Raw genomic sequence first — 23,127 nt, forward strand, 5'->3', positions numbered from 1 at the left:
GGGCGACAGCCGAATCCTCTGCGCCACACCCGGCGGTTGCACGACTCTGTTCGGTCGACTTGAAGGAGTGAGCCTGTCTCTGCAGACTTGAGGCAGATAGACCGAACAGCCGAGGCGTCGAAGCCGGATCAACGAAAGAGACTCTCCCCATGACTGAACTGGCCCAGGCCGTCGTCGACACTGCCGCTGCCGACACCGCCGTCGTCGAGATCGACGGCTTCACCCTCACGATCGAGGACGTCGCGCTCGTCGCCCGAGGCCTCCCGGACGGATCGTTCCCCCACGTCGTGCTGAGCGACGAGGCCCGCCGCGTCACGAACGAGGCCCGCGCCTACGTCGACGAGCACTTCCTCGCCCCCGACGCGCCCGCCATCTACGGCATCAACACCGGGCTCGGCCGGCTGATGGACGTCCGCGTCCCCGCCGCCGACCAGGCGCGCTTCCAGCGGCTGGTCATCAACTCGCACTCGGCCGGCGTCGGCGAGCCCCTCCCGCTCGACGAGACCCGCGCTCTCCTGCTGCTGCGCACGAACGCGATCGCGAAGGGCATGTCCGGCGTCCGCATCGAGTGCATCGACCGCCTCATCGCGATGCTCAACGCCGACGTCCTCCCCGTCATCCCCGGGCAGGGCTCGGTCGGCGCCTCCGGCGACCTCGCCCCGCTCGCGCACATGGTGAGCGTGATGGTCGGCCATGAGAAGGCCGAGGCGTACCACCGCGGCGTGCGCATGCCGGCCGTCGAGGCGCTCGCCGCCGCCGGGCTGGAGATCGAGTTCGACCTCAAGCCCAAGGACGTCCTCGCCCTCATCAACGGCTCGACGATCTCGCTCGCGACCGCCTGCCTCGCCCTGCACGACGCCTGGAGCCTCACCCGCCAGGCGGACGTGGCCCTCGCGCTCTCGCTCGAGGCGGTGCGCGGTGAGCTCGACGCGTTCGACGAGCGCATCCACCTCGCCCGCAACGCTCCCGGCCAGGTCGACGTCGCCGCCAACGTGCGCGCGCTGACCGCCGGCAGCGAGCGCACCGTCGAGGACGCCCGCCGCATCCAGCTCCCCGACGAGCACCGCGCGGGCCCCTACAAGCCGCGGGTGCAGGACGCCTACTCGCTGCGCTGCGCGCCGCAGGTGCACGGCACGACGCGCGAGTCCCTCCTGTTCGCCGAGACGCTGCTCGTGCGCGAGGCCAACGCCGCGACCGACAACCCGCTCGTGCTGCCGGACGGCCAGGGCGGCTACGACGTCCTCTCGGGCGGCAACTTCCACGGCGAGCCGATCGGCGTGGCCGCCGACCTGATCTCGATCGCGGTCGCCGAGATCGGCGCGATCTCCGAGCGCCGCTCGTTCAGACTCACCGACCCGAACCTCAGCTACGGCCTGCCGCTGAACCTGGTCGGCGGTCAGCTCGGCCTGAACACCGGCTTCTCGATCGTGCACTGCGCCGCCGCGGCGATCGCCTCCGAGAACAAGGTGCTCTGCTTCCCCTCGGTCGTCGACTCGATCCCGACGAAGGCGAACCAGGAGGACCACGTCTCGATGTGCACCTTCTCTTCGCGCAAGGCGCGGAGCATCATCAAGAACACGCAGGTCATCCTGGGCGTCGAGTTCATCCTCGCCACGCAGGGCATCGATCTGGCCGCCCCGCACCTCGACGGACGCGCTCTCGGCGAGGGCAGCGCCGCCGCCTACGAGGCGGTCCGCTCGATCGTGCCGATGACCCGCGAGGACATCTACCAGTCGGAGCAGATGATGAACGCGCAGGCGATGGTCGTGCTCGGCACGGTGCTCTCGGCCGTCGAGTCGCGCATCGGAGTCGTGCGGTGACCCGAGGAGGATCGGTGGTCCGCGGGCGCATCGTCACGCCCGGCGCCGTGATCGACGACGGCGCCGTCCTCGTCGAGGGCGGCCGCATCACCGCGGTGCTCGAGGGGCGCGCGGCGGCCGAGGCCGTCGCGGGTGCCGAGCAGGTCCTCGGCGGCGAGGGCCTCCTCGTGCTGCCCGGGGCCGTCGACGCGCACGTCCACGCGTTCTCCGAGCCGGCCGAGACCTTCGTCGGAGCGACGTCGGCGGCCGCGGCGGGGGGTGTCACCACGATCCTCGACATGCCCTACGACGCCGGCAGCCCCGTCAACACGGCGGCCGCGGTCGTCGCCAAGCGCGAGCGCCTCGAGCGCGAGGCCGTCGTCGACGTCGCGCTGCACGGCACGGTCCGCCCCGGCGACGGGGCGCGCGACGTCGCCGCCATGATCGACGAGGGCGTCTGCGGCTTCAAGGTGTCGCTGTTCGAGACCGACCCGATCCGCTTCCCGCGCCTCCCCTCGGACGAGCTGCTCGAGGCCTTCGCGATCATGGCCGAGCGCGGCGTCCGCGTGGGCGTGCACGCCGAGGACGGCGAGATCATCGGCGCGCTCGTCGCCGCGGCGAAGGCGGCCGGCCGCACCGCGCCGATCGACCACGTGCGCAGCCGCCCGCCCGTCTCCGAGACGTCGTCCGTGGCGCTCGGGCTGGAGCTGGCGTCCGCCGCGGGCGTGCGCTTCCACATCTTCCACGCGAGCCTGCCCGCCACCGTCGACCTGGTCGAGGCGAGCGCCGGCCGCGGCCTCGACGCCACCCTCGAGACCTGCCCGCACTACCTCGTCCTCACCGAGGACGACATGGAGCGCCTGGGCGCGCGGGGCAAGATCAACCCGCCGCTGCGCACCGCCGAGCACGCCCGCGGGATGTGGGCGGCGCTGGCCGACGGCCGTATCGACATGGTGACGTCCGATCACGCTCCCTGGCCGCTCTCGAAGAAGAGCTCCGAGGTGATCTTCGACAACGCCTCCGGGGCCCCCGGGGTGCAGACCCTGCTGCCGATCGTGCTCGGGGCCGGCTACTTCGGCGGCCGCCTCTCGCTGCTCCGGGCCGCCGAGGTGCTCGCCGGGAACCCGGCGCGCGCGTTCGGGATCGATCACCGGAAGGGCGCGATCGCCGTCGGCCTCGACGCCGACTTCGCGATCGTCGACCCCGCCGGCTCGACCGTCGTCGACGAGACCCCGATGCTCTCCACCGCCACCTGGAGCCCCTACGCGGGCATGACCTTCCCCGGCGAGCTCGTCCTGACGGTCGTGCGGGGGACCCCGGTCTTCTCGAGGGCCGAGGGCCTCCTCGCCCGCCCGGGCGACGGCCGCTTCGTCGCGAGGGCCGCCTGATGGGCGAGCAGTCGCTGCGGGCCTACGTCGACGCCCTGCCTGCGGACGAGCTCGTGGTGATCGACCGCGCGGTCGACGCGCGCTTCGAGCTCGCCAGCGTGCTGGCGCTGCTCGACCGCGGTCCGGCCGTGCGCCTGAGCGCGGTCACCGGATCGGCGCACCCCGTCGTCGGCAACGTCCTGTCGAGCCGCAGCCGCCTCGCCCGCGCGGTGGGCTGCGACGTCGACCAGCTGCTCGACACGCTGACGGCCGCCGTGGCCGACCGGCAGCCGGTGCTCCTCGTCGACGACGCCCCGGTGCAGGAGGTCCGCCTCCCCGCGTCGGCGGTCTGGGACGAGGTCGTCGCCCCCACCTGGTTCGAGAAGGACTCCGGCGGCTACGTGACGGCCGGCATGATCGTCGCCTTCGATCCCGTGACCGGGCACCGCAACGCCTCCTACGCGCGGATCAAGCCGCTGGGCGAGACGACCGGCTTCGTCGGCATCGCACCGAACCACCACCTCACGGCGATGTCGCGCTCGGCCGCCGCGGCGGGCGGGCTCCCGGTCGCCGTCGTGCTCGGCGCGCACCCCGCGATCCAGATGGCGGCCTGCTGCTACCTCGCGCTCGGCGACGACGAGCTCGAGCACGCCGCGCACCTGCTCGGCGAGCCCGTCCGCGTGGCCCGCGCCACCACGAGCGACGTGCTCGTGCCGGCCGACGCGGAGATCGTCGTCGAGGGGCTGCTGCACGCCGACCGCCCGGTGCACGAGGGGCTCGTCAACGAGTACCACGGCATGTACGAGGACTACGGCGACGGCATCACCCTCGAGGTCACCGCGGTCACCCGGCGCTCGGCGCCCGAGGTGCAGGTCATCCTGCCGGGGCTCTCCTCCGAGCACAGCTACATCGCGGCGCTGCCGATCGCCGCGGGGATCAAGCACGCGCTGCGGAACGTCGGCTGCGACATCGTCGACGTCGCCGTCACGCACTCCGGCGGCGGGCGGGTCGACGTCGTCGTCTCGATCGCGAACGGGCGGCCCGGCGCGGCCAAGCGGGTGATGTTCGGGGCCTTCGCCGCCGTCAGCATGGTCAAGCAGGTGACGGTGGTCGACGCGGACGTCGACGCCTGGGACCAGGAGCACGTGCACTGGGCGCGGACCAGCCGTCTGCGCTGGGACCGCGACCTCGTCCTCGTCGACGGGGTCGCCACCGACCGCAACGTGCCGATGCAGATCGGCGGGACGGTCACCAAGGTCGGCATGGACGCGACCCGCAAGGAGGGCGACCGCGCGATCGGCGCCGACCTCGCCGTCCCGCCGCCCGCGATCCTCCGGAGCGTCCGCGACGCGCTCGTCGCCGACGGGCTCGGCGGCGCGCTGCGTCCCGCGATCGTCGTGCACGGCTCGCTGACCGAGGGGGAGGGCGCCCGATGACCGCCGAGGTGGCCTTCCCCGACGTCGCGCGGCTGACGCGCGACCTCGACGAGATCTCCGGACTCGTCGACACCTCCCGACCCGGCTGGAGCCGGGTGGCGATGACCGAGGTCGACACCGATTCGCGCCACTGGGTCGCCGAGCGCATGCGCGCGGCCGGCCTCGAGGTCCGGATCGACGGCATCGGCAACGTCATCGGCACCCTCGCCGGCACGGGCGCCGCCCGCCGCGCCATCGTGATCGGCTCCCACACCGACACGGTCGACGGCGGCGGGCGCTACGACGGGATCGTCGGAGTGATGGGGGCGATCGAGGTCGCGCGACTCCTGCAGGAGTCCGGCATCCGGCTGCACCACGATCTGCGCGTCGTCGACTTCTACAACGAGGAGGCGAACCGCTTCGAGCTCTCCTGTCTCGGCAGCCGCGCGCTGGCCGGCTCGCTGACCGCGGAGCACCTCTCGGCCACCGACGAGACCGGCCGCACCCTGGGAGCCGCGCTCGAGGCGGCCGGGTGGGCGGATCCGCTCACCGGCACCCGCTGGAGCAGCGACGATGTGCTCGGCTTCCTGGAGCTGCACATCGAGCAGGGGCCGATCCTCGAGCGCGAGGGGCTGCCGCTCGGCGTCGTCACCTCGATCGCCGGCATCTCGCGGTTCCGCACGCTCTTCACCGGCCGCCGCGACCACGCCGGCACCATGCCGATGTCCCTCCGCCACGACGCCGGCTGCGCCGCCGCCGGAGTCGTGCTCGCGGTCGAGCGCATCGCCTCCACCGCCGCCCAGGCGGTCGGCACGGTCGGCAGCGTCACCTTCACCCCGGAGGCGACCAGCGTCATCACCGAGAGCGCCCTGGTCACCGCCGAGTTCCGCAGCCCGGACCTCGACTGGTTCACCCTCGCCCGCGAGGAGATCGCCGAGATCACCGCGATCGAGGCGGGCAAGCGCGGACTGCGCCACGAGGTCACCTGGCTGCCGTGGGAGCGGCCGACCGCGATCGACCCGCGCCTCGCCGGGAGCATCGGCCGGTCCATCGACCGCCTCGGGCACCCCGCCGCCCAGCTCTACAGCGGAGCGGGGCACGACGGGGTGCAGATGGCCCGGCTCGGCCCGATCGGCATGATCTTCATCCCCTCCCGCGACGGGCGCAGCCACTGCCCGGAGGAGTTCACCGAGACGACGGACATCGCCCTCGGCGTGCACGCGCTCGCCCAGTCCGTCGTCACCCTCGACAAGGAAGGCCTCGCATGAACCGCACCCGTCAGGAACCGCCCGGTCGCGTGATCGTCGCCATCACCGGGGCCTCCGGCGTCGGCATCGGCGTCCGCATCCTCGAGCTGCTGCGCATGGACCCGGGCCTGCACAGCGACGTCATCGTGTCGAAGGCGGGCGCGATGACCCTCGACCAGGAGTGCGGGATGACGCAGAAGCAGGTGGAGGCGCTCGCCGACGTCGCGCACCGGCCCGCCCACATCGGGGCGTCGATCGCGTCGGGCTCGACCCCGGCGACCGCCATGATCATCGCGCCGTGCACCATCAAGACCCTCAGCGGCATCGCGTACGGCCTCGCCGACAACCTGATCACCCGGGCCGCCGACGTCTGCCTCAAGGAGGGCGTGCCCACGCTGCTGATGGTGCGCGAGTCGCCGCTGCACCGCGGCCACCTCGCCGCGATGGACGCCGTGGCACGCTCGGGCGGCATCATCGCGCCGCCGGTGCCGGCCTTCTACACCCGTCCCGCGTCGGTCGGGGAGATCATCGACTCCCTCGCCCGCCGCGCGCTCGTGCGGGTCGGGCTCACCCAGTTCCACGCGCGGTCCTGGGCCGGGATCCCCGAGGACGGCGAGCGCGTCCGCGACGAAGCCCTCGGGCGCACCCCGTGACGAAGTACATCGCGACGAGGCTCGTCACCTCGGTCTTCACGATCGTCGCCATCGCGATCGTGATGTTCGCGCTGCTGCAGCTGCTCCCCGGCTCGCCGTTCAACAGCGAGAAGCTGGACGCGGTGCAGAAGGAGCTGCTCACGCAGAAGTACGGGCTCGACGAGCCGGTCCTGCTGCGGCTGGGCACCTACCTGGTCAACCTCGCGCGCGGCGACTTCGGCATCTCCTACAACCTCATCCCCGACTTCCCCGTGTCCGAGATGCTGGGCTCGCGGCTGCCGGTGACGATCCGCATCGGACTGCAGGCGCTCGCCCTGGGCGTCGTGCTCGGGCTGCTGATCGGCATCGTCTCGGCCATCCGCAAGCGCGGCTGGTTCGACAACCTCTCCACCTTCGTCTCGGTGATCGCCTTCAGCGTCCCGTCGTTCGTGATCGCTCTGCTGCTGGTCTACTTCGTGGGCTTCGAGTGGAAGCTCCTCCCGATCCGCTACTCGGAGGACGACCCCTTCACCTCGAGCGTGCTGCCGACGATCTCGCTCGCCGCCTACGTGATGGCCGTGACCGCGCGGTACGCCCGCTCGGAGATGCTCGACTGCCTCGAGAGCGACTACATCCTGCTGGCGAAGGCCAAGGGCATCAGCCCGGCGAAGGTCATCGGCCGGCACGCCCTGCGCAACACGATGGTCTCGATCATCACCGTGCTCTCGCCGCTGCTGATCGGCCTGATCACCGGCTCCGTCGTGATCGAGCAGATCTTCGGCGCCCCCGGCCTCGGGCAGCTGCTGCTGACCGCGATCCAGAACGTCGACTACAACATCGTCATCGCGATCAGCCTCGTCTACAGCATCATCTACATCGTCGTGATGCTCGTGGTCGACGTGCTCTACGGACTGATCGACCCCCGCATCCGACTGGCAGGACAGGCACGATGAGCGACCCGGCAGTGCACCGCACCCCGATCTCCCCGACCGCGGGCCTCGACGCCGGTGTCGCGCCCGAGGGCCTGCGCCTCGTCACGCCGGGCAACCGGCCGGCCGGCCCGCCCACCACGTCGACCCGCGTCGTGCGCGGCGGCGGGACCGACATCGCCCGCCGCTTCCGCCGCAACTGGCCGGCGATGGCCGGGCTCGTGATCCTGGCCGTGATCGTGGTGCTGAGCCTGGTGGTCCCGTTCTTCCCGGCGACCGGCGGCGGACCGGAGATCGCCTCGCGCTTCCTCCCGCCGCGCGTGCCGCTGCTCGAGTCCTTCGGGATCCTCGACGGGAGCCGCGACGGCGTCGACGCCTACGCGGCGGCGGACCTGCCGCCGGGCACCTACTTCCTGTTCGGCACCGACGAGCTCGGCCGCGACGTCTGGTCGCGGGTCTGGAGCGGCACCCGGGTCTCGCTGCTGATCGCCGTCATCGCCTTCGCGATCGACGTCGTCATCGGCATGACCTACGGCCTGGTGTCCGGCTACTTCGGCGGCCGCACCGACTCGCTGATGCAGCGCGTGGTCGAGGTGCTGTCCGGGATCCCGCAGCTGGTGATCGTCACCCTCTTCGTCGTCGCGGTCGGTCCCGGCATCGGCGCGATCGTGTTCGGGCTGCTCCTCAGCAACTGGCTCGCCATGAGCCGGGTCAGCCGCGCGCAGGCGCTGCGGCAGAAGACCGAGGAGTACGTGCTCGCCTCCCGGACCCTGGGCGCCCGGGACGCGCGGATCGTCTTCGTCGAGATCCTGCCGAACATCATCGGCCCGATCGTTACGATGAGCATGTTCTCGATCCCCTCGGCGATCTTCACCGAGTCCTACCTGTCGTTCGTCGGCCTCGGCGTGCAGGCGCCGATGGCCTCGCTCGGCTCGCTGGTGAGCGTCGGCTACAAGTCGTTCCTCGCCTACCCGTTCCTGGTGATCGTCCCGGTCGTGGTCCTCGGTCTGCTGATGGTGGCGTTCACGCTCGTCGCCGACGGGCTGAAGGAAGCGACCGATCCCCGACTGACGACCTCGAGAGGCCACTGAGATGAGCACGAGCGTCACCACGAGCGGGTCGACCGCCGCCGGCGAGCGCGCCCGCCGACCCCTGCTGTCGGTCCGCGACCTCGCGATCTCGTTCGAGAACGACGACGGAGCGGTCGAGGCGATCCGCGGGCTGAGCTTCGACCTCCACGCCGGCGAGGTCGTCGCGATCGTCGGGGAGTCGGGCAGCGGCAAGTCCGTGACCGCCCGCGCGATCCTCGGCCTGATGGGTCCGAGCCAGCGGATCACCGGGGGCTCGATCGAGTTCTCGCGCATCGCCGAGGACGGCTCCGCGGTGGTCAGCGACATCGCAGCGATGAGCGAGAGGGCGATCCGCCGCGAGATCTGCGGCCGGCGGATCGCGATGGTCTTCCAGGACGCGCTGACCTGCCTCGACCCGACGATGTCGGTCGGCAAGCAGGTGATGGAGGGCATCCAGGAGCACTTCGGCCTCGGCAGGCGCGACGCGAGGGCGCGGGCGATCGAGCTGCTCGCCGAGGTCGGCATCGACCAGCCGGAGCGCCGCTTCAAGCAGTTCCCGCACCAGCTGTCCGGCGGGATGTGCCAGCGCGTGAACATCGCCATCGCGCTCTCCTGCAATCCCGACGTCCTCATCTGCGACGAGCCGACGACCGCCCTGGACGTCACCATCCAGCTCCGGATCCTCGAGCTGCTGAAGCGCCTGCAGGCCGACCGCGGTCTGTCGGTGATCTTCATCACGCACGACCTCGGCGTCGTCGCGACGGTCGCCGACCACGTCAACGTGATGTACGCGGGCCGCATCATCGAGCAGGGCACCGCGGAGGAGGTCTTCTACGACCCCCGCCACCCCTACACCTGGGGGCTGCTCTCGGCGATGCCGGACCTCACCACCGACTCCCCCGAGCTGTTCGCGATCCCGGGCAGCCCGGCGAGCCTGGTGAACCGGCCGGCCGGCGATCCGTTCGCGCAGCGCAACCCGTTCGCCCTCGAGATCGACTTCGTCCAGGAGCCGCCCCTCTTCGATGTCGGCGGCGGCCACCGCGTCGCCTCGTGGCTCTGCCATCCCGATGCGCCGCCGGTCGAGATGCCGGCACCGCTGCGCGCCAAGATCGACGCGATGCTCGCCCTCAGCGAAGGAGGCCGGTCGTGACCGCCCTGCAGAACGACACCCCCCTGCTCTCGGTCCGCGGGCTGACGCAGGTCTTCGCTCTCGGGCGCCGCCACCGCGTGACGGCGATCGGCGGCGTCGACTTCGAGATCCGCCGGGGAGAGACCTTCGGGCTGGTCGGCGAGTCGGGCAGCGGCAAGTCGACCATCGGCCGCTCGATCATCCGGCTGATCGATCCCACCGCCGGGGAGGTCGTGCTGTCGGGCCGCAGCCTCAGCGGGCGGCTCGGCGCGGCGGAGCGCGACCACCTCCGCTCCAGCATCCAGATGATCTTCCAGAACCCGATGTCGAGCCTCAATCCGCGCAAGAAGGTGTTCGACATCGTCGCGCAGGGCCTGATGACGCAGCGCCGGTTCGCCTCCGTCGCCGAGCGCGACGAGAAGGTCTACTCGATCCTCGAGAAGGTGGGCCTGGACCGCGCCTACGCCGACCGCTACCCGCACCAGTTCTCCGGCGGGCAGCGCCAGCGGATCGGGATCGCGCGGGCCCTGGTGATGCAGCCCGACCTCGTGATCGCCGACGAGTGCGTCTCGGCGCTCGACGTCTCGATCCAGGCGCAGGTCGTCAACCTGATGCGCTCGCTGCAGAAGGAGCTCGGCACCGCCTACCTCTTCATCGCGCACGATCTGGCGATGGTGAAGTACATCTCGGACCGCATCGGAGTCATGCACAACGGGCACCTCGTCGAGACGGGCACGACGGGCGAGATCTTCTCGAGCCCGGTCCACCCCTACACGAAGTCGCTCCTGCGGGCCGTGCTGTCGGCGGACCCGCGCGCCATGCGCAACCGGCCGCCGTCGGAGGCCTACGACCCCGTCGCCCTCGGCATCGACTACGCCGCCGGGACGGTGCACACGCTCTCGCCCACCCACCGCGTCCTGGCGACCCCCGAGCAGCTGACCGCCTGGACGTCTTGACCCCTTCCGCGAGATGCCACTTGTGCACGCTCGACACGGCGTGTCGCGTGCACAAGTGGCATCTCGCGGAGGGGAGGGGTCAGGCCTCGACCGGGCGGGTCAGGGCGCGGACCGAGGTGACGCGGCGGCGGGCGATGGCGGCGACCGTCAGCAGCAGGCCGAAGAGCAGCCAGATCAGCAGGCCGACGACCGCGGCGCCGACGCCGCCGGTGCCCTCGACCACGCCGGCCAGCGCGTTCTGCGCGGCGGAGAGCGGCAGGAAGGCGAGGGCGTCGTCGAAGACGCCCGGAACGGTCGAGATGATGCCGGCGCCGAGGCCGATCACCGCGGCGACCATCGAGACGAAGCGCCCGAGCCCGCCGAGCAGGGCGACCAGGCCCTGGTTCACGGCGGCGAAGGACGCCCCTGCGAGCATCGCCAGCGCGGCGAAGCCGAACCAGGTCACGAGGTCCAGGCTCGCGACCGCGCTCATCACGATCGCGACGGCGAGGCCCTGCACGAGTCCGATCACGAGGGCCGGCACGTAGGAGGACAGCGCCAGCGCCGCGGAGGAGCGGGTCGAGGAGAGCGCGCGGTGCGAGAACGCGGCGAGCACGAGGAAGGTCGCCAGGGCGCCGAGCCAGAGCGCGATCGTCGCGAAGAACGGCACGCTCGACGCTCCGAAGAGGTCCGTGCTGCCGCTCGAGTTCTCCACCGGGTCGGCGACGACGTCGGCGAGGTTCTGCGACTCCGATTCCGTGTAGGTCGGCAGCTGGGCCACGGCCGCGTCGAGGCCGGTGGCGAGGGAGCGGGTGCCGTCGGCGAGCTGGAGGGCGCCGTCCGAGACTCCGCCCGCGCCGTCGGCGAGCTGTCGTGCTCCGTCGGCCGCCGAGGAGGCGCCGGTCGAGAGCTGCGCGGCGCCGTCCGCGGCCGAGGTCGCGCCGGTCGCCAGCTGGCGTGCGCCGTCGGCGGCGGAGGCGGCGCCGGTGGCGAGCTGCGACGCTCCGCCGGCGGCCGTGGCGGCGCCGGTCGAGAGCTGGCCCAGGCCGCCCGCGAGGGCGGTCGCTCCGTCGGCGACGCCGCGCGCTCCGGCGGCCGACTGCGCGGTCCCGGCGACGAGCGACGGCTGACCGTTCGCTCCGTCGTTGATGCCGGCCGAGATGCCCGCGGCGTACTGAGCGGTCGCGCCCGCCTGGTAGAGCGCGCCGGCCTGGTTCGTGGTGTCGAGCTGGCTGCCGGCTTCCGCGAGGATGGCGGCGCAGACGGGGTCGGTCGCGGCGCAGGACTGCGCGAGCGCGGCGATGGTGCCGAGCGAGGTGCCGGTGGTGGTCGCGGACTGGGCGGCGAGCCCGGAGGCGGTCGCGGCGGTGTCGCCCAGCGCCGAGACTCCCGCGGCGAGACCGTCGAGGCCGTCCGCGAGCGAGCCGGCGCCAGTCGCGAGCTGCGTCGCTCCGTCGGCCGACTGCTGCGCGCCGCCGGCGAGCTGCGAGACGCCGCCCGAGAGGTCGGAGGCGCCGGTGCCGACCTGCGCGACGCCGTCCGCCAGGGACGACGCGCCGGTGCCGAGCTGCGCGACTCCGCCGGAGAGGCTGGAGGCGCCGGTGGCGAGGTCGTCGATGCCGTCCGCGAGCGTGCTGGTGCCGTCGGCGAGCGTCGAGGCGCCGGTGCCGAGCTGGTCGGCGCCGTCGGCGAGGGTGCCGGCGCCGTCCGCCGCCTGGCCGATCTGCTCGTTCAGGGTGTTGAAGCCCACGTAGATGTTCTCGAGGTAGGCGGTGGTCAGCTGGGTGTTCAGCAGCGCCGTCGCCGTGCTGGTGACCGTCGCCGAGATGGCGTCGTCGACGAGCTTCGCCTTCTCGCTGGTGGCGATGTCGATCGTGGCCTTCGTCGCGGCGGCGGCGTCTCCGGCGTAGGAGGTCGCGGCGGCCGAGAACGAGGACGGGATGGTGACGACGGTCGCGTAGCTGCCGTCGGCGAGTCCCTTCGCCGCGTCGTCCTTATCGGTGAGGACCCAGGTGAAGTTGCCGGTCGAGTCGGAGCCCGAGACGTTCGCCGCGGGGCTCGAGGAGGGGGAGGGAGTGCCGGACGCGGAGGGCGCGGGCGTCGCCGCGTCCGTCTCCCCGCCGGTGACCAGCCCGGCCGCGAGCTGGCGGCCGAGCGGCACGGTCTGCCCGTTGAGCTCGACGGGGGTGTCCTCGTTCACGACCGCGGCCGTGATGGTGTCGAGGCGCTCGGTCGGATTCCACAGCGCCCAGACGAGCAGGCCGCCGATGACGAGCGGGACGAGGACGATGCCGAGAAGGGTCACCCAGGACACCTTCTTGACGCCGCGGGGGCGTTCGAGGGAGAAGAGAGCCATCTGTCAGCGGACCTTCGCGATAGCGCGGCGCTCGGCCGCGGGGGAGACCGCGAGCTCGCCGCGGTCGGTGGGGAGGAGGTCGTCGAGCGCGTCCGCGTCGACGGAGGAGGCGATCACCGTGAAGGAGTGCTCCTTCTGCGCAGCCTTCGCGCGGGCCCGGTCGAGCTCGGCGCGGATGCCGTCGCGCAGCTGCGGGTCGGTGACGGTGTCGAGGTCGTCGAGCACGAGCAGCGGCGGAGCCGTCTCGAGCGCCGCGCGCACCTCGGCCACCGGATCGACCGCGCCGGCGAGCCGGACGAGTCCGACGCGCCCGCGGACCGCGGAGGAGCGGATCGGCACGACGAGGCCGTCGACCTTGAGCCGGCCGGCGTCGGGGGCGAGGCGCCCCGCGATCGTCAGCAGCAGCGCGGTGCGGCCCGAGCGGTGCGGGCCGTGCACGACGAGCGCGCCGCCCGCGGGCACCCGCACGTCGACGTCGCGGTAGACCGGGCCGTCGGGACCGTCGAGGCACAGGCCCTCGGCCGCGACCGCGTCGGTGGCGCCGGGCTCGGGCCAGTCGGCGAGCGCGAGCTCCTTGGTCAGGCCCTCGCCCTCCACGTCGAAGGAGGGGAGCACCCGGTCGAGCCAGCGCGGCATGTGCCAGGCGCGGTCGCCGAGGAGGTGCAGCACCGCGGGCACCAGCGTCATCCGGACGATGAAGGCGTCGACGAACACGCCCACCGCCAGGCCGAGCGCGATCGGCTTGATGTTGGTGTCGCCCTCCGGCACGAACGCCGCGAAGACGGAGAACATGATGATCGCCGCCGCGGTCACGACCTTCGCCGAGCCGACGAAGCCCGACTCGACCGCCGCGCGGGCCGGACGGCCGTGCACGTAGTCCTCGCGCATCCGCGAGACGAGGAACACCTCGTAGTCCATCGCCAGCCCGAAGAGCACGCCCATCAGGATGATCGGCATGAAGCTGATGATCGGGCCGGTCTTGTCCACGTGCAGGGCGTCGGCGAACCAGCCCCACTCGAAGACCGCCGCGACGGCGCCGAAGGACGCGCCGACGGAGAGCAGGTAGCCGAGCGTCGCCTTGAGCGGCACCCAGAGCGAGCGGAAGACCATCGTCAGCAGCACCAGCGAGAGCCCGACGACCAGCAGGCCGAACGGCAGCAGCGCGTTCGCGAGGGTGTCGGAGATGTCGATGCCGACCGCGGTCTGCCCGGTGACCGCGAGGTCGACCCCGTAGGTCTCCTCGAAGTAGTCGTGCTTGTCGCGGATCTCGGCGACCAGCGCCTTGGTGGCCTCGGAGTCCGGGCCGCCCTCGGGGATCACCTGGATGATCCCGGTGTCGGCGGTCTCGTTCGGGGTGGCGAGCGGCACGGAGGCGACGCCGTCCAGGCCCTCGATCTCGGTCTTGAGGTCGGCCATCAGGCCGAGCGGATCGGTCGAGCCGATGATCGTGCCGGTGACGATGAGCGGGCCGTTGTAGCCGGGGCCGAAGTTCTCGGCGAGCAGGTCGTAGGTGTCGCGCGCGGGCGTGCCCTCGGCCTGGTAGCCGGCGTCGGGCAGGGCGAGGCGGAGGCTCAGCGCCGGGATCGACGCCATGCCGAGCACGCCGACGACGGCGATGATCGTGAGGATCGGGAAGCGGGTGACGACGCGCACCCAGCCGCGGAAGAAGCCGCGCGGGACCTCGGCGTGCACGTGCGAGCCCGGGGAGGGGGCGGCGGCGTCCTCGGCGGCGTCGGGGTCGGTGTGGGCGCCGGTGGCCACGGCGGCCTTCTCGGCGCCGGAGGTCGCGGCAGCCTTCTTCGCCGCGGCCTTCTTCGCCTTCCGCTCCTTCGGCCGGAGGCGCTCGCCGGCGAAGCCGAGCAGCGCGGGGGTGAGCGTGAGCGCGATGACCACGGCGATGGCGACTCCGCCCGCCGCCGCGATGCCCATCGTGGTGAGGAACGGGATGCCCGCGACCGAGAGGCCGGCGAGCGCGATGATGACGGTCAGGCCGGCGAAGACGACCGCGGAGCCGGCGGTCGCGGTCGCGCGGGCGGCCGACTCCTCCGGCGCCATGCCCTGCTTCAGCTGGTCCTGGTGCCGGCTGATGATGAAGAGCGCGTAGTCGATGCCGACCGCGAGGCCGAGCATCAGCGCCAGCAGCGGCGTGGTGGAGGAGATCGAGGCGAAGCGGGTCGCGATGAAGATCGCGGACATCGAGAGCGCGACGCCGAGCAGCGCGGTCACCAGCGGCATGCCGGCGGCGAGGAACGAGCCGAAGGTGAGCACCAGGACGACCAGCGCCACGAGGAGGCCGATCCCCTCGGTGACGGTGACGCCGGGCAGGCTCTGGGAGAAGAGGTCGCCGCCGAGCGAGACCACGGCGCCCGCGGGGAGCGCGTCCTGAAGGGTGGTGGCCTCGGCCTGGAGCGCGTCCCGCGACGCCTCGGAGGTCGTGGTGGCGGAGCCGTCCATCTGCGTGGTGATCACCAGCGCGTTGCCGGCCTCGGAGATCGTGCCATCGACGGTGTCGGAGTAGGGGTCGGTGACCGCGGCGACGCCGTCGATCGCCTCGAGCGCGGTGACCGCCTCGCCGACCGGGCCGCTGATGTCCGCGTCCTCGACGCTGCCGCCGTCGGGCGCGACGACGACGTAGCGCGCCGAGGTGCCGCTGACCTGGGGGAAGGTGCGCTCGAGCTGGTCCAGCGCGGTCTGCGACTGGGTGCCGGGGATGGAGAACGTGTTGTCCGTGCCCTGGTTGAGCAGCAGCGCGCCACCGCCCGCGAGAACGACGACGGCGAGCCAGAGGACGGCGACCAGCCGGTGGGCGCGGAACACCCAGCGGCCGAGTCGGTAGAGCATCGACGACACGCGTGTCTCCTGACGACGGGGGAGCGGAAAGGGACACGACTCTGTGCTCGGAGAGCGCGGTCGTGCCGTCAGCACGAACGCGCGGGAGGCGACGTGCTCGATGCACGACCGTGCTCGATACACGAACGTATCCGATACGCGAATGTATCCGATACAGTGATGTATCTCAACACCGCCGACGCCCGCCCGGGAAGGACTCAGGATGACCGACTCCGTCGAGACCTCCCGCAGAGGCCGGACGCGCGAGCGGCTCCTCGACGCCGCGTACGACGTCTTCGCCGAGACCGGCGTGCACACCGCCTCGGTCGAGCAGATCTGCGAGCGCGCGGGGTTCAGCCGCGGCGCCTTCTACTCCAACTTCTCCACGAAGGAGGAGCTGTTCTTCGCGCTGATGCAGCGGGAGAACGGCGCCCGCCTGGACGGCCTGGTCGAGCAGATGGGGCGCACGATCCCCAAGGTCGCCGAATCGGACGAGCCGCTCACCCCCGAGACGCTCGCGGTCGTCATCCTCGACTTCCTGCAGGGGCCGTTCACCGACAGCCGGCGCTGGTGCGTCGTGCAGTCCGAGTTCGAGCTGCTCGCGCTGCGCGACGCGGCGATCGCTCCGCAGTACAGCGCCTTCCGGGCGGGCTTCGACGCGACCCTCGTCGACATCGTGCGGGGGGCGCTGCAGCAGGTGCACCGCGACTTCTCGCTGGCGCCGACCACGGCCGTCCGCCTGCTGATCGCGAGCTACGACGACGCGGTGAAGACCTCGATCCTCGAGGGCGACTCGGAGGAGGCCGCGCTCGAGCGGCTCCGGGCGACGCTCACCGACGTGGTGCTGGCGATCTCGGCGGAGCGCTAGGCCGGGTGGGCCGGTCCGCCGGGCGCGGAGCCACCGGGCGCTGAGCCGTCGGGCGCTGAGCCGCCGGCGCAACCGGTCCCGGTGGTGCCCGCGCGCGAGGAGGATGGACCCATGGAACTGCGCCAGCTCGAACACTTTCTCGCCGTCGCGAAGGAGCAGCACTTCACCCGCGCGGCGAGCGCCCTGCAGATCTCGCAGTCGGGCCTGTCGGCGTCGATCCGCGCGCTCGAGAGCGAGCTCGGCAGCCCGCTGTTCACCCGGAGCACCCGCCGGGTCGAGCTGACGCCGGCCGGCCGGGCGATGCTCGCGGAGTCGGAGCAGTCGGTCGCCAGCGCGCTCGCCGCCCGCGACGCCGTGCTGGCGGTGCAGGGCGTGCTGCGGGGGAGTCTCGCCGTCGGCACCGAGGAGTGCCTGGGCGGCGTGCACCTGCCGCGCGAGCTCGCGACCTTCCGGGAGCAGCACCCGGGCGTCGGGCTGCGGCTGACCCACGACGGTTCGGGCACGCTGCTGGACGCGGTGGGCAGCGGGCGGCTGGATCTCGCGCTGGTCGCCGACATCGGCGCGGTGCCGGCCGGAGTGGTCACGCGGCCGCTCGCCAGCGAGGGCTTCGCGGTGCTCGCGCATCCGGAGCATCCGCTGGCCGACCGGCCGGTGTGCCGGATCCCGGACCTCGAGGGGCAGACGATCGTCGGCCTGCAGGAGCACTGGGGCGCGAGCCACCTCGCGGCCCAGGCGTTCGCCGCGCACGGGCTGGCGTTCGAGGTGGAGCTCGAGGTGAACGACGTGCACACCCTGCTCGACCTCGTCGAGTACGGCATGGGCGTGGCCGTCGTGCCGGCGCACTTCGCCGAGAAGCGTCCGGCCGGCCTGCGCGCGGTGCCGCTGGAGGACCCGCTGCTCGTCTGGCGCACCATGGTCGCCCTCCCGGAGCGGCCGACGGCCGCGGCCCGCGCCTTCGTCGCGGCCCTGCCGGCCGCCGCCGCCGCCCGCTGACCGAGCAGCCGGCGGGGCGGGCCCCGCATATCGATTGTGGAGCCCGCGCAGCGGGCGTATCGAGATCCACCGTCGTCCGGTGGGTGGGTCTCGATACGCGCTGCGCGCTACTCGACCAGCATGGGCCGCCTGCTGACCGAGGAACCCGCGGGGCGGGTCCTCCATGCTGATCGAGTAGCCCGCGAAGCGGGCGTATCGAGATCCACCGCGCTCAGTCGAGCGAGGCGAGCTCCTCCGCCGTCAGCTCGAGGTCGGCCGCCGTGGCCGAGTCGCGGATGCTCTCGGGGCGCGAGGATCCGGGGATCGGGAGGACGGTCGGCGACTTCGCCAGCTCCCAGGCCAGGCAGACGACCTGCGGCGAGACGTCGTGCGCCTCGGCGACGGTGGCGAACGCCGCGAACGAGGTGCCCAGCTCGGCGGCCGAGGTGATGCCGCCCAGCGGGCTCCACGGCAGGAAGGCGAGGCCCAGCTCGGCGCAGAGCTCGAGCTCCGGCTCGCTGGAGCGGAACTTCGGCGAGAACTGGTTCTGCACGGAGACCAGGCGGTCGCCGAGGATCCCGTGCGCCTCGCGGATCTGGTCCGGGTCGGCGTTCGAGATGCCGGCGCGGAGGATCACTCCCTCGTCGAGCAGCTCGGCGAGCGCGCCGATCGAGTCGGCGTAGGGCACCTCCGGGTCGGGGCGGTGGTACTGGTAGAGGCCGATCGCGTCGACGCCGAGGCGCTGCGCGGAGGCGCGGGCCGCCTCCTTGAGGTACTCGGGGCGGCCGTCCTGGGTCCAGACTCCCGGCTCGGGGCGGAGGTGCCCGCCCTTGGTGGCGACGAGCACCCCGGAGGTGTCGCCGCCGTAGCCGCGGAGCGCCTCGGCGATGAGCAGCTCGTTGTGGCCGAGGTCGGCGTCGCCGCCCTGGTGGTAGGCGTCCGCCGTGTCGATGAGGGTGACGCCGGCGTCGAGGGCGGCGTGGATCGTGGCGATCGACCGCTCGCGGTCGGGGCGGCCCTCGATCGACATCGGCATGCCGCCGAGTCCGATGCTGCCGACGCTGATGTCGCCGATGCTGCGCTGCTTCATGGGGTCTCTTTCCAGGTAGGGGGTGTCATGGGACGGGAGATCGACATGCTGGTCGAGTAGCCCCGCAGGGGCGTATCGAGACCCGCCGTCGTCAGCAGGGCGGGTCTGCAGACCCGGGTTCCGGCGGTGGTGGATCTCGATACGCCCGCTGCGCGGGCTACTCGATCAGCATGAGATGTGCCCGCTGCGCGGGCTGCTCGATCAGCATGAGATGTGCCCGCTGCGCGGGCTGCTCGATCAGCATGGACGGGGAGCGCCCCGCCGGATCAGCGGGGCGGGCCGCTCACCAGGCGTAGTCCTCCGGCGCAGTGCGGTGCCCGGGGAAGATCTCGTCGAGGCGGGCGAGGTCCGCGGGCTCCAGCGCGACGTCGACGGCGGCGACGGCGCTCTCGAGCTGCTCCATCGTCCGCGGGCCGGTGATCGGACCGGTGACGCCCGGCTGGTGCAGCAGCCAGGCGAGCGCGAGCTCCCCCGGCGCGATCCCGCGCTCGCGGGCGAAGGCTTCGTACTGCTCCAGCGCGGGGCGGTTCTTCTCGATCGCCTCGAGCGAGCGGGCGGAGGCGCGACGGCTGCCCGACTCCGTCTTCTCGATCACGCCGCCGAGCAGCCCGCCCTGCAGCGGCGACCAGGGGATGACGCCGAGCCCGTAGTGCTGGGCGGCGGGCAGGACCTCGCGCTCGATGTCGCGGACGAGCAGGTTGTAGATGGACTGCTCGGAGGAGAGGCCGGTGAAGCGGCGGTCGCGCGCCGCCTCTTGCGCCTGCGCGATGTGCCAGCCGGCGAAGTTGCTCGAGCCGACGTAGAGGACCTTGCCCTGCTGCACGGCGACCTCCATCGCCTGCCAGATCTCGTCCCACGGCGTCGTGCGGTCGACGTGGTGGAACTGGTACAGGTCGATGTGGTCGGTCTGCAGGCGGCGCAGGCTGTCGTCGAGCGCGCGGCGGATGTTGAGGGCGGAGAGGCGCCCGCCGTTGGGCCAGGAGTCGCGGCCGCGCTCGGCGCCGGGAGCGGCGTGCTGCTCCATGTCGCCGTAGAGCTTGGTCGCGAGGACGGTGCGCTCGCGGCGCTCGCCGCCCTGCGCGAACCAGCGGCCGACGATCTCCTCCGTCGCGCCGCGTCCGCCCTCGCCGCCGTAGACGTTCGCGGTGTCGAAGAAGTTGACGCCGAGCTCGTGCGCGCGGTCCATGATCGCGAACGAGTCGGGCTCGCTGGTCTCCGGGCCGAAGTTCATGGTGCCCAGGACGGCGCGGGAGACGGACAGACCGCTGCGGCCGAGATTCGTGTACTGCATGCCTCCAGTTGACGCCGTCGCGGGCCCGGTGTCCAACAGGCGTCGGCGATGGGATTCAGCGGGGGAGGAGGTCAATCGCGGTGCGGGTTAGAGTCTGGGAGTGGCATCGAAGACGACTCAGCGCATCGTGATCGTGCTCGCGAGCACCCTCCTGCTCGCCGGCTGCACGTCGGCGGCCGACATCCCCGACGCGGCGCCGACCGCCGAGGCCGGTGCGGCGAGTTCCGCGACCGCCACGAGTGCGCCGAGCGCCGACGCCGGTCCGCGTCCCGTGCCGAGCGTCTCGCTCGCGCCGGTGCCCGTCGCCGCGACCGGCGAGTGCGTGATCTCCGACCTGGCCGGCGGCGGCTCGATCGGCGACGTCGACCTCGAGGTCGTGCGCGACCGGGGGACCCGCGAGGGCGCGGCCGGGACGGTGCGCACCGCGACCGACGGCACGCCCGCCGCGTACGTCGTCGCGGCCGGGGACAATCCCGCCCGCATCGCCGACCGCTTCTGCGTCAGCGCCGACTACCTCGACGCCCTGAACTCCGTCCGCCGTGACGGCGTCACCCTGAGCAGCCTCTTCGGCGGCGACACCCTCAACCTCAGCCCATCGACGGTCCTGACCGTCGGCGACCAGAACGGCCGCGTCCTCGACAACGCCGAGCCCGAGCCGCTGCCGACCCAGGCCGGCTGAGCCGGCCCTGCCGCCGGCCGTTGGTCTCGATACGCCCCTGCGGAGCTACTCGACCAGCATGGGGCGCAGCTGTCCGCATGATCATGCTGATCGAGGCGGCTGCCGACTCCTGCTGATCGAGGCGCCCGCCGACTCCTGCTGATCGAGTAGCCCGCGGAGCGGGCGCTCCATGCTGATCGAGTAGCCCGCGGAGCGGGCGCTCCATGCTGATCGAGTAGCCCGCGAAGCGGGCGTATCGAGATCCAGCGTCGCCGAGGCGTGGGTCTGCAGTCCCGCCCTGCTGGCGACGGTGGGTCTCGATACGCCCCTGCGGGGCTACTCGACCAGCATGGGGCGCAGGCGCCCGCATGATCATGCTGATCGGGGCGGCTGCCGACTCCTGCTGATCGAGGCGGCTGCCGCATCATGCTGATCGAGTAGCCCGCGGAGCGGGCGTATCGAGATCCCGCGTCACCGGGAGTCGGGTCTGCAAGCCCGCCCTGCTGGCGATGGTGGGTCTCGCTACGCCCCTGCGGGGCTACTCGACCACCATGGGCGGCGCGTCGGTCAGAGCCCGATCACGCCGACGAGCATGGCCGAGAGGGCGACCGTGCCGGCGAAGCCCGTGGTCCGGGCCCGGTGCTTCGCCGGGTCCTCGAGCCAGGGGAGCGCGTGCCAGCGCACGACGGCGCCGAACGCCCCGGCCGCCGCCAGCGCCACGAGCGCGAACCACGGCGCGAGGGTCACCAGCGTCCAGTCGGCGAGCACCCGCACCAGCAGCAGCACGAGCGCCGACTCGACGCCGCGGGTGAGCACGCGCAAGCGGTCGCGGTCGAGATGCGCGGCGGTGCGGCGCGAGGGGATGCTCCCGAGTGCGAAGCGGCCGACGGTGAAGACCGAGACGGCGAGGGCGATCAGCGTGGCGAGGATCATGCCTCCTCCTCCAGGACGTGGGCGAGCAGGTCGAGGCCGAGCGCGTCGACCGAGGTCGCGGTGCTCGAGTTCACGAAGACGGCGACGCCGCGCTCCCGGTCCATCGCGAGCATGGTCGCGTAGCCGGCGGTGCCGCCGTTGTGCCAGGTCGTCGAGCCGCCGTCGTCCGCCGGGGAGGTGAACCAGGCGAGGCCGATGCGGTCGCCGTCGCCGGCGTCGAAGCGCGGCTCGAGGACGGTCGCGGCCGGGACGCCGAGCGTGGGGTCGTCGGTGAGCAGGGCGCTCGCGTACCGCGCCATGTCCGCGGCGGTCGAGCGGACGCCTCCCGCCGGCGCGTAGCCCTCGAGCGTCCACGGGCCGACCGAGCGGCCGCTCTCGGAGTAGCCCGTGGGCGCGTCCGGCGCGAGGGCGTCCGCCGAGACGGGGACCGAGCTGCCGGTCATCCCGAGCGGCGCGAAGATCCGCTCCTGCACGAGGTCGGCGTAGTCGGCTCCCTCCGCCCGGGCGAGGGTCTGCCCCAGGACGGCGACACCGAGGTTGGAGTAGGCGACCTCGTCCGTCCCGCCGCCGGCGCTCGCCGCCTGGCGCAGGACGTCGTCCGGCGAGAAGGTCGTGTACGGATCGACGCCGCGCAGCTGCGCGACGAGCGTCGCCGCCAGGTCGAGCGGCGCCGAGGACAGGCGCGGGAGTCCGGAGCGATGGCTCGCCAGCTCCTCCAGCGTGCCGTCGAAGCCGTCCAGCTCCGCGTGGTCGCCGGCGCGATCGGTGAGGGCGACCGTCCCGGCGTCGGCGCTCTGCGCGAGGAGCAGCGCCGTCATCGTCTTGGTCACCGAGCCGATCTCGACCTCCGTGCTCTCGTCGGCGCCGAGTCCGGCGAACCGGACGCCGTCGGGAGTGACGACCGCGGCGACGAGCCGGTCGCGCGTGCCGTCGGCCTGCTCCGAGAGCCACTGGGCGATCGCGGCGTCGCCGGTGCGCTCGTCCGAGAGCCGGGGCGCCGGCGGGCGCAGCAGCACCCCTCCGGCGAGCACGGCGACGGCCGCGGCGGCGGCGATCACGCGGGTGCGGGTTCTCATCGGGGACCTCCTGCGGCGAGAAGGATCGTCAGCAGGGGCACCAGCCGCTCGGGCGGGATGCCGTAGCGCCCGCGCCCTCGCGCCTCGAGCCAGCCCGCCGCGACCAGCTGGTTGACGTGGTGGTAGATCTGGCCGGTCGTGCCCGCGCCCTCGCTCTCGGCGAGTTGCGCGACCGTCTCGACTCCGCCTGCGACGGCCTGCAGGAAGCGCAGGCGCACCGGGCTGCCCAGCGCGGCCAGCGCCGCCGGGCCCGGGCTCGACCCCCAGTCGCGCTCGAAGAACGCGTCGGTGCTGAGGCCGTACTGCCACTCGACCGGCCCGGCCGGAGTGGCGACGGCACCCGCGAAGACGACCCCGCCCGGCGAGGGCAGCCGCTCCTTGAGTGCGGTGAGCGCCCAGAACGGGTCGTCCTGCGCCGGGGCGGCCGCGGTGCTGCCGGGCGTCGCGACGAGCGCGGCCCCCTCGAGCCGCTCGAGCCGTTCCCGCAGCTCGTCGAGCTCGCCGGCGAGGTCACGTTCGGAGGTCATGCCT

Annotated in this window: 19 protein-coding genes; 12 read left to right on the top strand and 7 right to left on the bottom strand. The window is 72.7% G+C overall.

The genetic code is table 11. The annotated features are described in order from the left end of the window. Positions 1-149: 149 nt before the first annotated feature. The 9 genes from EDF43_RS14265 to EDF43_RS14305 are packed head-to-tail and all read left to right on the top strand — an operon-like array spanning position 150 to position 10,544. Positions 150-1,820, top strand: a complete 1,671-nt coding sequence (locus tag EDF43_RS14265) for a histidine ammonia-lyase (protein WP_127887811.1) — start codon at positions 150-152, stop codon at positions 1,818-1,820. Positions 1,821-1,834: 14 nt separating this feature from the next. Continuing rightward, the gene (locus EDF43_RS14270; RefSeq protein ID WP_165909124.1) at positions 1,835-3,187 is read left to right on the top strand and encodes a dihydroorotase family protein; all 1,353 of its coding nucleotides are present in this window, start codon (positions 1,835-1,837) and stop codon (positions 3,185-3,187) included. Continuing rightward, positions 3,187-4,602, top strand: a complete 1,416-nt coding sequence (locus EDF43_RS14275; RefSeq protein ID WP_132437422.1) for a UbiD family decarboxylase — start codon at positions 3,187-3,189, stop codon at positions 4,600-4,602. The genes EDF43_RS14270 and EDF43_RS14275 overlap by 1 nt, the downstream gene beginning before the upstream one ends. Beyond that, positions 4,599-5,849 (top strand): M20 family metallo-hydrolase, encoded by a 1,251-nt coding sequence (locus tag EDF43_RS14280; RefSeq protein ID WP_132437423.1) that lies wholly within the window; start codon positions 4,599-4,601, stop codon positions 5,847-5,849. Before EDF43_RS14275 ends, EDF43_RS14280 begins: the two co-directional genes overlap by 4 nt. Then, the gene (locus EDF43_RS14285; protein ID WP_132437424.1) at positions 5,846-6,481 is read left to right on the top strand and encodes a UbiX family flavin prenyltransferase; all 636 of its coding nucleotides are present in this window, start codon (positions 5,846-5,848) and stop codon (positions 6,479-6,481) included. Before EDF43_RS14280 ends, EDF43_RS14285 begins: the two co-directional genes overlap by 4 nt. Continuing rightward, positions 6,478-7,413 carry an ABC transporter permease gene (locus EDF43_RS14290; protein WP_127887806.1) on the top strand — a complete coding sequence of 312 codons (936 nt, stop codon included), beginning with the start codon at positions 6,478-6,480 and terminating at the stop codon, positions 7,411-7,413. The genes EDF43_RS14285 and EDF43_RS14290 overlap by 4 nt, the downstream gene beginning before the upstream one ends. Continuing rightward, positions 7,410-8,480 carry an ABC transporter permease gene (locus tag EDF43_RS14295; RefSeq protein WP_132437425.1) on the top strand — a complete coding sequence of 357 codons (1,071 nt, stop codon included), beginning with the start codon at positions 7,410-7,412 and terminating at the stop codon, positions 8,478-8,480. Before EDF43_RS14290 ends, EDF43_RS14295 begins: the two co-directional genes overlap by 4 nt. 1 nt (position 8,481) lies before the next feature. Beyond that, a complete protein-coding gene (locus EDF43_RS14300) occupies positions 8,482-9,609 on the top strand; it encodes an ABC transporter ATP-binding protein (RefSeq protein ID WP_132437426.1) in 1,128 nt (375 codons plus the stop codon). Further along, on the top strand, positions 9,606-10,544 hold the full coding sequence (locus tag EDF43_RS14305; protein WP_132437427.1) for an ATP-binding cassette domain-containing protein: 939 nt from the start codon (positions 9,606-9,608) through the stop codon (positions 10,542-10,544). The genes EDF43_RS14300 and EDF43_RS14305 overlap by 4 nt, the downstream gene beginning before the upstream one ends. Before the next feature lie 79 nt (positions 10,545-10,623). Here the strand turns inward: EDF43_RS14305 and EDF43_RS14310 are convergent, their stop codons facing one another. Together EDF43_RS14310 and EDF43_RS14315 are read right to left on the bottom strand one after the other, a co-directional pair. Then, entirely contained in the window at positions 10,624-12,879 is a 2,256-nt protein-coding gene (locus tag EDF43_RS14310) for a YhgE/Pip domain-containing protein (RefSeq protein ID WP_132437428.1), read from the bottom strand. 3 nt (positions 12,880-12,882) lie between these two features. After that, a complete protein-coding gene (locus EDF43_RS14315; RefSeq protein ID WP_132437463.1) occupies positions 12,883-15,720 on the bottom strand; it encodes an MMPL family transporter in 2,838 nt (945 codons plus the stop codon). A 211-nt stretch (positions 15,721-15,931) separates the two neighbouring features. On the opposite strand from EDF43_RS14315, the gene EDF43_RS14320 reads away from it, so the two are divergent. Further along, positions 15,932-16,576 (top strand): TetR/AcrR family transcriptional regulator, encoded by a 645-nt coding sequence (locus EDF43_RS14320; protein WP_123447102.1) that lies wholly within the window; start codon positions 15,932-15,934, stop codon positions 16,574-16,576. Positions 16,577-16,687: 111 nt separating this feature from the next. Then, positions 16,688-17,569 (top strand): LysR family transcriptional regulator, encoded by an 882-nt coding sequence (locus EDF43_RS14325; RefSeq protein WP_123736273.1) that lies wholly within the window; start codon positions 16,688-16,690, stop codon positions 17,567-17,569. A gap of 211 nt (positions 17,570-17,780) precedes the next feature. Here EDF43_RS14325 and EDF43_RS14330 read toward each other — a convergent pair whose 3' ends face one another. Both EDF43_RS14330 and EDF43_RS14335 read right to left on the bottom strand, forming a co-directional pair. After that, positions 17,781-18,638 carry an aldo/keto reductase gene (locus tag EDF43_RS14330; RefSeq protein ID WP_123734283.1) on the bottom strand — a complete coding sequence of 286 codons (858 nt, stop codon included), beginning with the start codon at positions 18,636-18,638 and terminating at the stop codon, positions 17,781-17,783. Positions 18,639-18,921: 283 nt separating this feature from the next. Continuing rightward, positions 18,922-19,929 carry an aldo/keto reductase gene (locus tag EDF43_RS14335; protein ID WP_132437429.1) on the bottom strand — a complete coding sequence of 336 codons (1,008 nt, stop codon included), beginning with the start codon at positions 19,927-19,929 and terminating at the stop codon, positions 18,922-18,924. A gap of 100 nt (positions 19,930-20,029) precedes the next feature. Here EDF43_RS14335 and EDF43_RS14340 point away from each other — a divergent pair, with 100 nt between their 5' ends. Beyond that, positions 20,030-20,608 (top strand): hypothetical protein, encoded by a 579-nt coding sequence (locus tag EDF43_RS14340; protein ID WP_132437430.1) that lies wholly within the window; start codon positions 20,030-20,032, stop codon positions 20,606-20,608. 546 nt (positions 20,609-21,154) lie between these two features. Here the strand turns inward: EDF43_RS14340 and EDF43_RS14345 are convergent. The 3 genes from EDF43_RS14345 to EDF43_RS14355 are packed head-to-tail and all read right to left on the bottom strand — an operon-like array spanning position 21,155 to position 23,123. Further along, positions 21,155-21,520 (bottom strand): hypothetical protein, encoded by a 366-nt coding sequence (locus tag EDF43_RS14345; protein WP_132437431.1) that lies wholly within the window; start codon positions 21,518-21,520, stop codon positions 21,155-21,157. Further along, positions 21,517-22,596: a serine hydrolase domain-containing protein gene (locus EDF43_RS14350; protein WP_132437432.1), complete on the bottom strand. Its 1,080-nt coding sequence runs from the start codon at positions 22,594-22,596 to the stop codon at positions 21,517-21,519. The genes EDF43_RS14345 and EDF43_RS14350 overlap by 4 nt, the downstream gene beginning before the upstream one ends. Then, positions 22,593-23,123: a winged helix-turn-helix domain-containing protein gene (locus EDF43_RS14355; RefSeq protein ID WP_132437433.1), complete on the bottom strand. Its 531-nt coding sequence runs from the start codon at positions 23,121-23,123 to the stop codon at positions 22,593-22,595. Before EDF43_RS14355 ends, EDF43_RS14350 begins: the two co-directional genes overlap by 4 nt. Between the last annotated feature and the right edge of the window lie 4 nt (positions 23,124-23,127).

Source organism: Rathayibacter sp. PhB179, assembly GCF_004345345.1.
GTDB lineage: Bacteria > Actinomycetota > Actinomycetes > Actinomycetales > Microbacteriaceae > Rathayibacter > Rathayibacter festucae.

Excerpts from the sequence above, each read along its gene's own strand:
- EDF43_RS14265 (WP_127887811.1), top strand. The coding sequence starts at position 150 with ATGACTGAACTGGCCCAGGCCGTCGTCGACACTGCCGCTGCCGACACC.
- EDF43_RS14275 (WP_132437422.1), top strand. The coding sequence starts at position 3,187 with ATGGGCGAGCAGTCGCTGCGGGCCTACGTCGACGCCCTGCCTGCGGAC.
- EDF43_RS14280 (WP_132437423.1), top strand. The coding sequence starts at position 4,599 with ATGACCGCCGAGGTGGCCTTCCCCGACGTCGCGCGGCTGACGCGCGAC.
- EDF43_RS14285 (WP_132437424.1), top strand. The coding sequence starts at position 5,846 with ATGAACCGCACCCGTCAGGAACCGCCCGGTCGCGTGATCGTCGCCATC.
- EDF43_RS14295 (WP_132437425.1), top strand. The coding sequence starts at position 7,410 with ATGAGCGACCCGGCAGTGCACCGCACCCCGATCTCCCCGACCGCGGGC.
- EDF43_RS14300 (WP_132437426.1), top strand. The coding sequence starts at position 8,482 with ATGAGCACGAGCGTCACCACGAGCGGGTCGACCGCCGCCGGCGAGCGC.
- EDF43_RS14310 (WP_132437428.1), bottom strand. The coding sequence starts at position 12,879 with ATGGCTCTCTTCTCCCTCGAACGCCCCCGCGGCGTCAAGAAGGTGTCC.
- EDF43_RS14315 (WP_132437463.1), bottom strand. The coding sequence starts at position 15,720 with ATGCTCTACCGACTCGGCCGCTGGGTGTTCCGCGCCCACCGGCTGGTC.
- EDF43_RS14320 (WP_123447102.1), top strand. The coding sequence starts at position 15,932 with ATGACCGACTCCGTCGAGACCTCCCGCAGAGGCCGGACGCGCGAGCGG.
- EDF43_RS14325 (WP_123736273.1), top strand. The coding sequence starts at position 16,688 with ATGGAACTGCGCCAGCTCGAACACTTTCTCGCCGTCGCGAAGGAGCAG.
- EDF43_RS14330 (WP_123734283.1), bottom strand. The coding sequence starts at position 18,638 with ATGAAGCAGCGCAGCATCGGCGACATCAGCGTCGGCAGCATCGGACTC.
- EDF43_RS14335 (WP_132437429.1), bottom strand. The coding sequence starts at position 19,929 with ATGCAGTACACGAATCTCGGCCGCAGCGGTCTGTCCGTCTCCCGCGCC.
- EDF43_RS14345 (WP_132437431.1), bottom strand. The coding sequence starts at position 21,520 with ATGATCCTCGCCACGCTGATCGCCCTCGCCGTCTCGGTCTTCACCGTC.
- EDF43_RS14350 (WP_132437432.1), bottom strand. The coding sequence starts at position 22,596 with ATGAGAACCCGCACCCGCGTGATCGCCGCCGCCGCGGCCGTCGCCGTG.
- EDF43_RS14355 (WP_132437433.1), bottom strand. The coding sequence starts at position 23,123 with ATGACCTCCGAACGTGACCTCGCCGGCGAGCTCGACGAGCTGCGGGAA.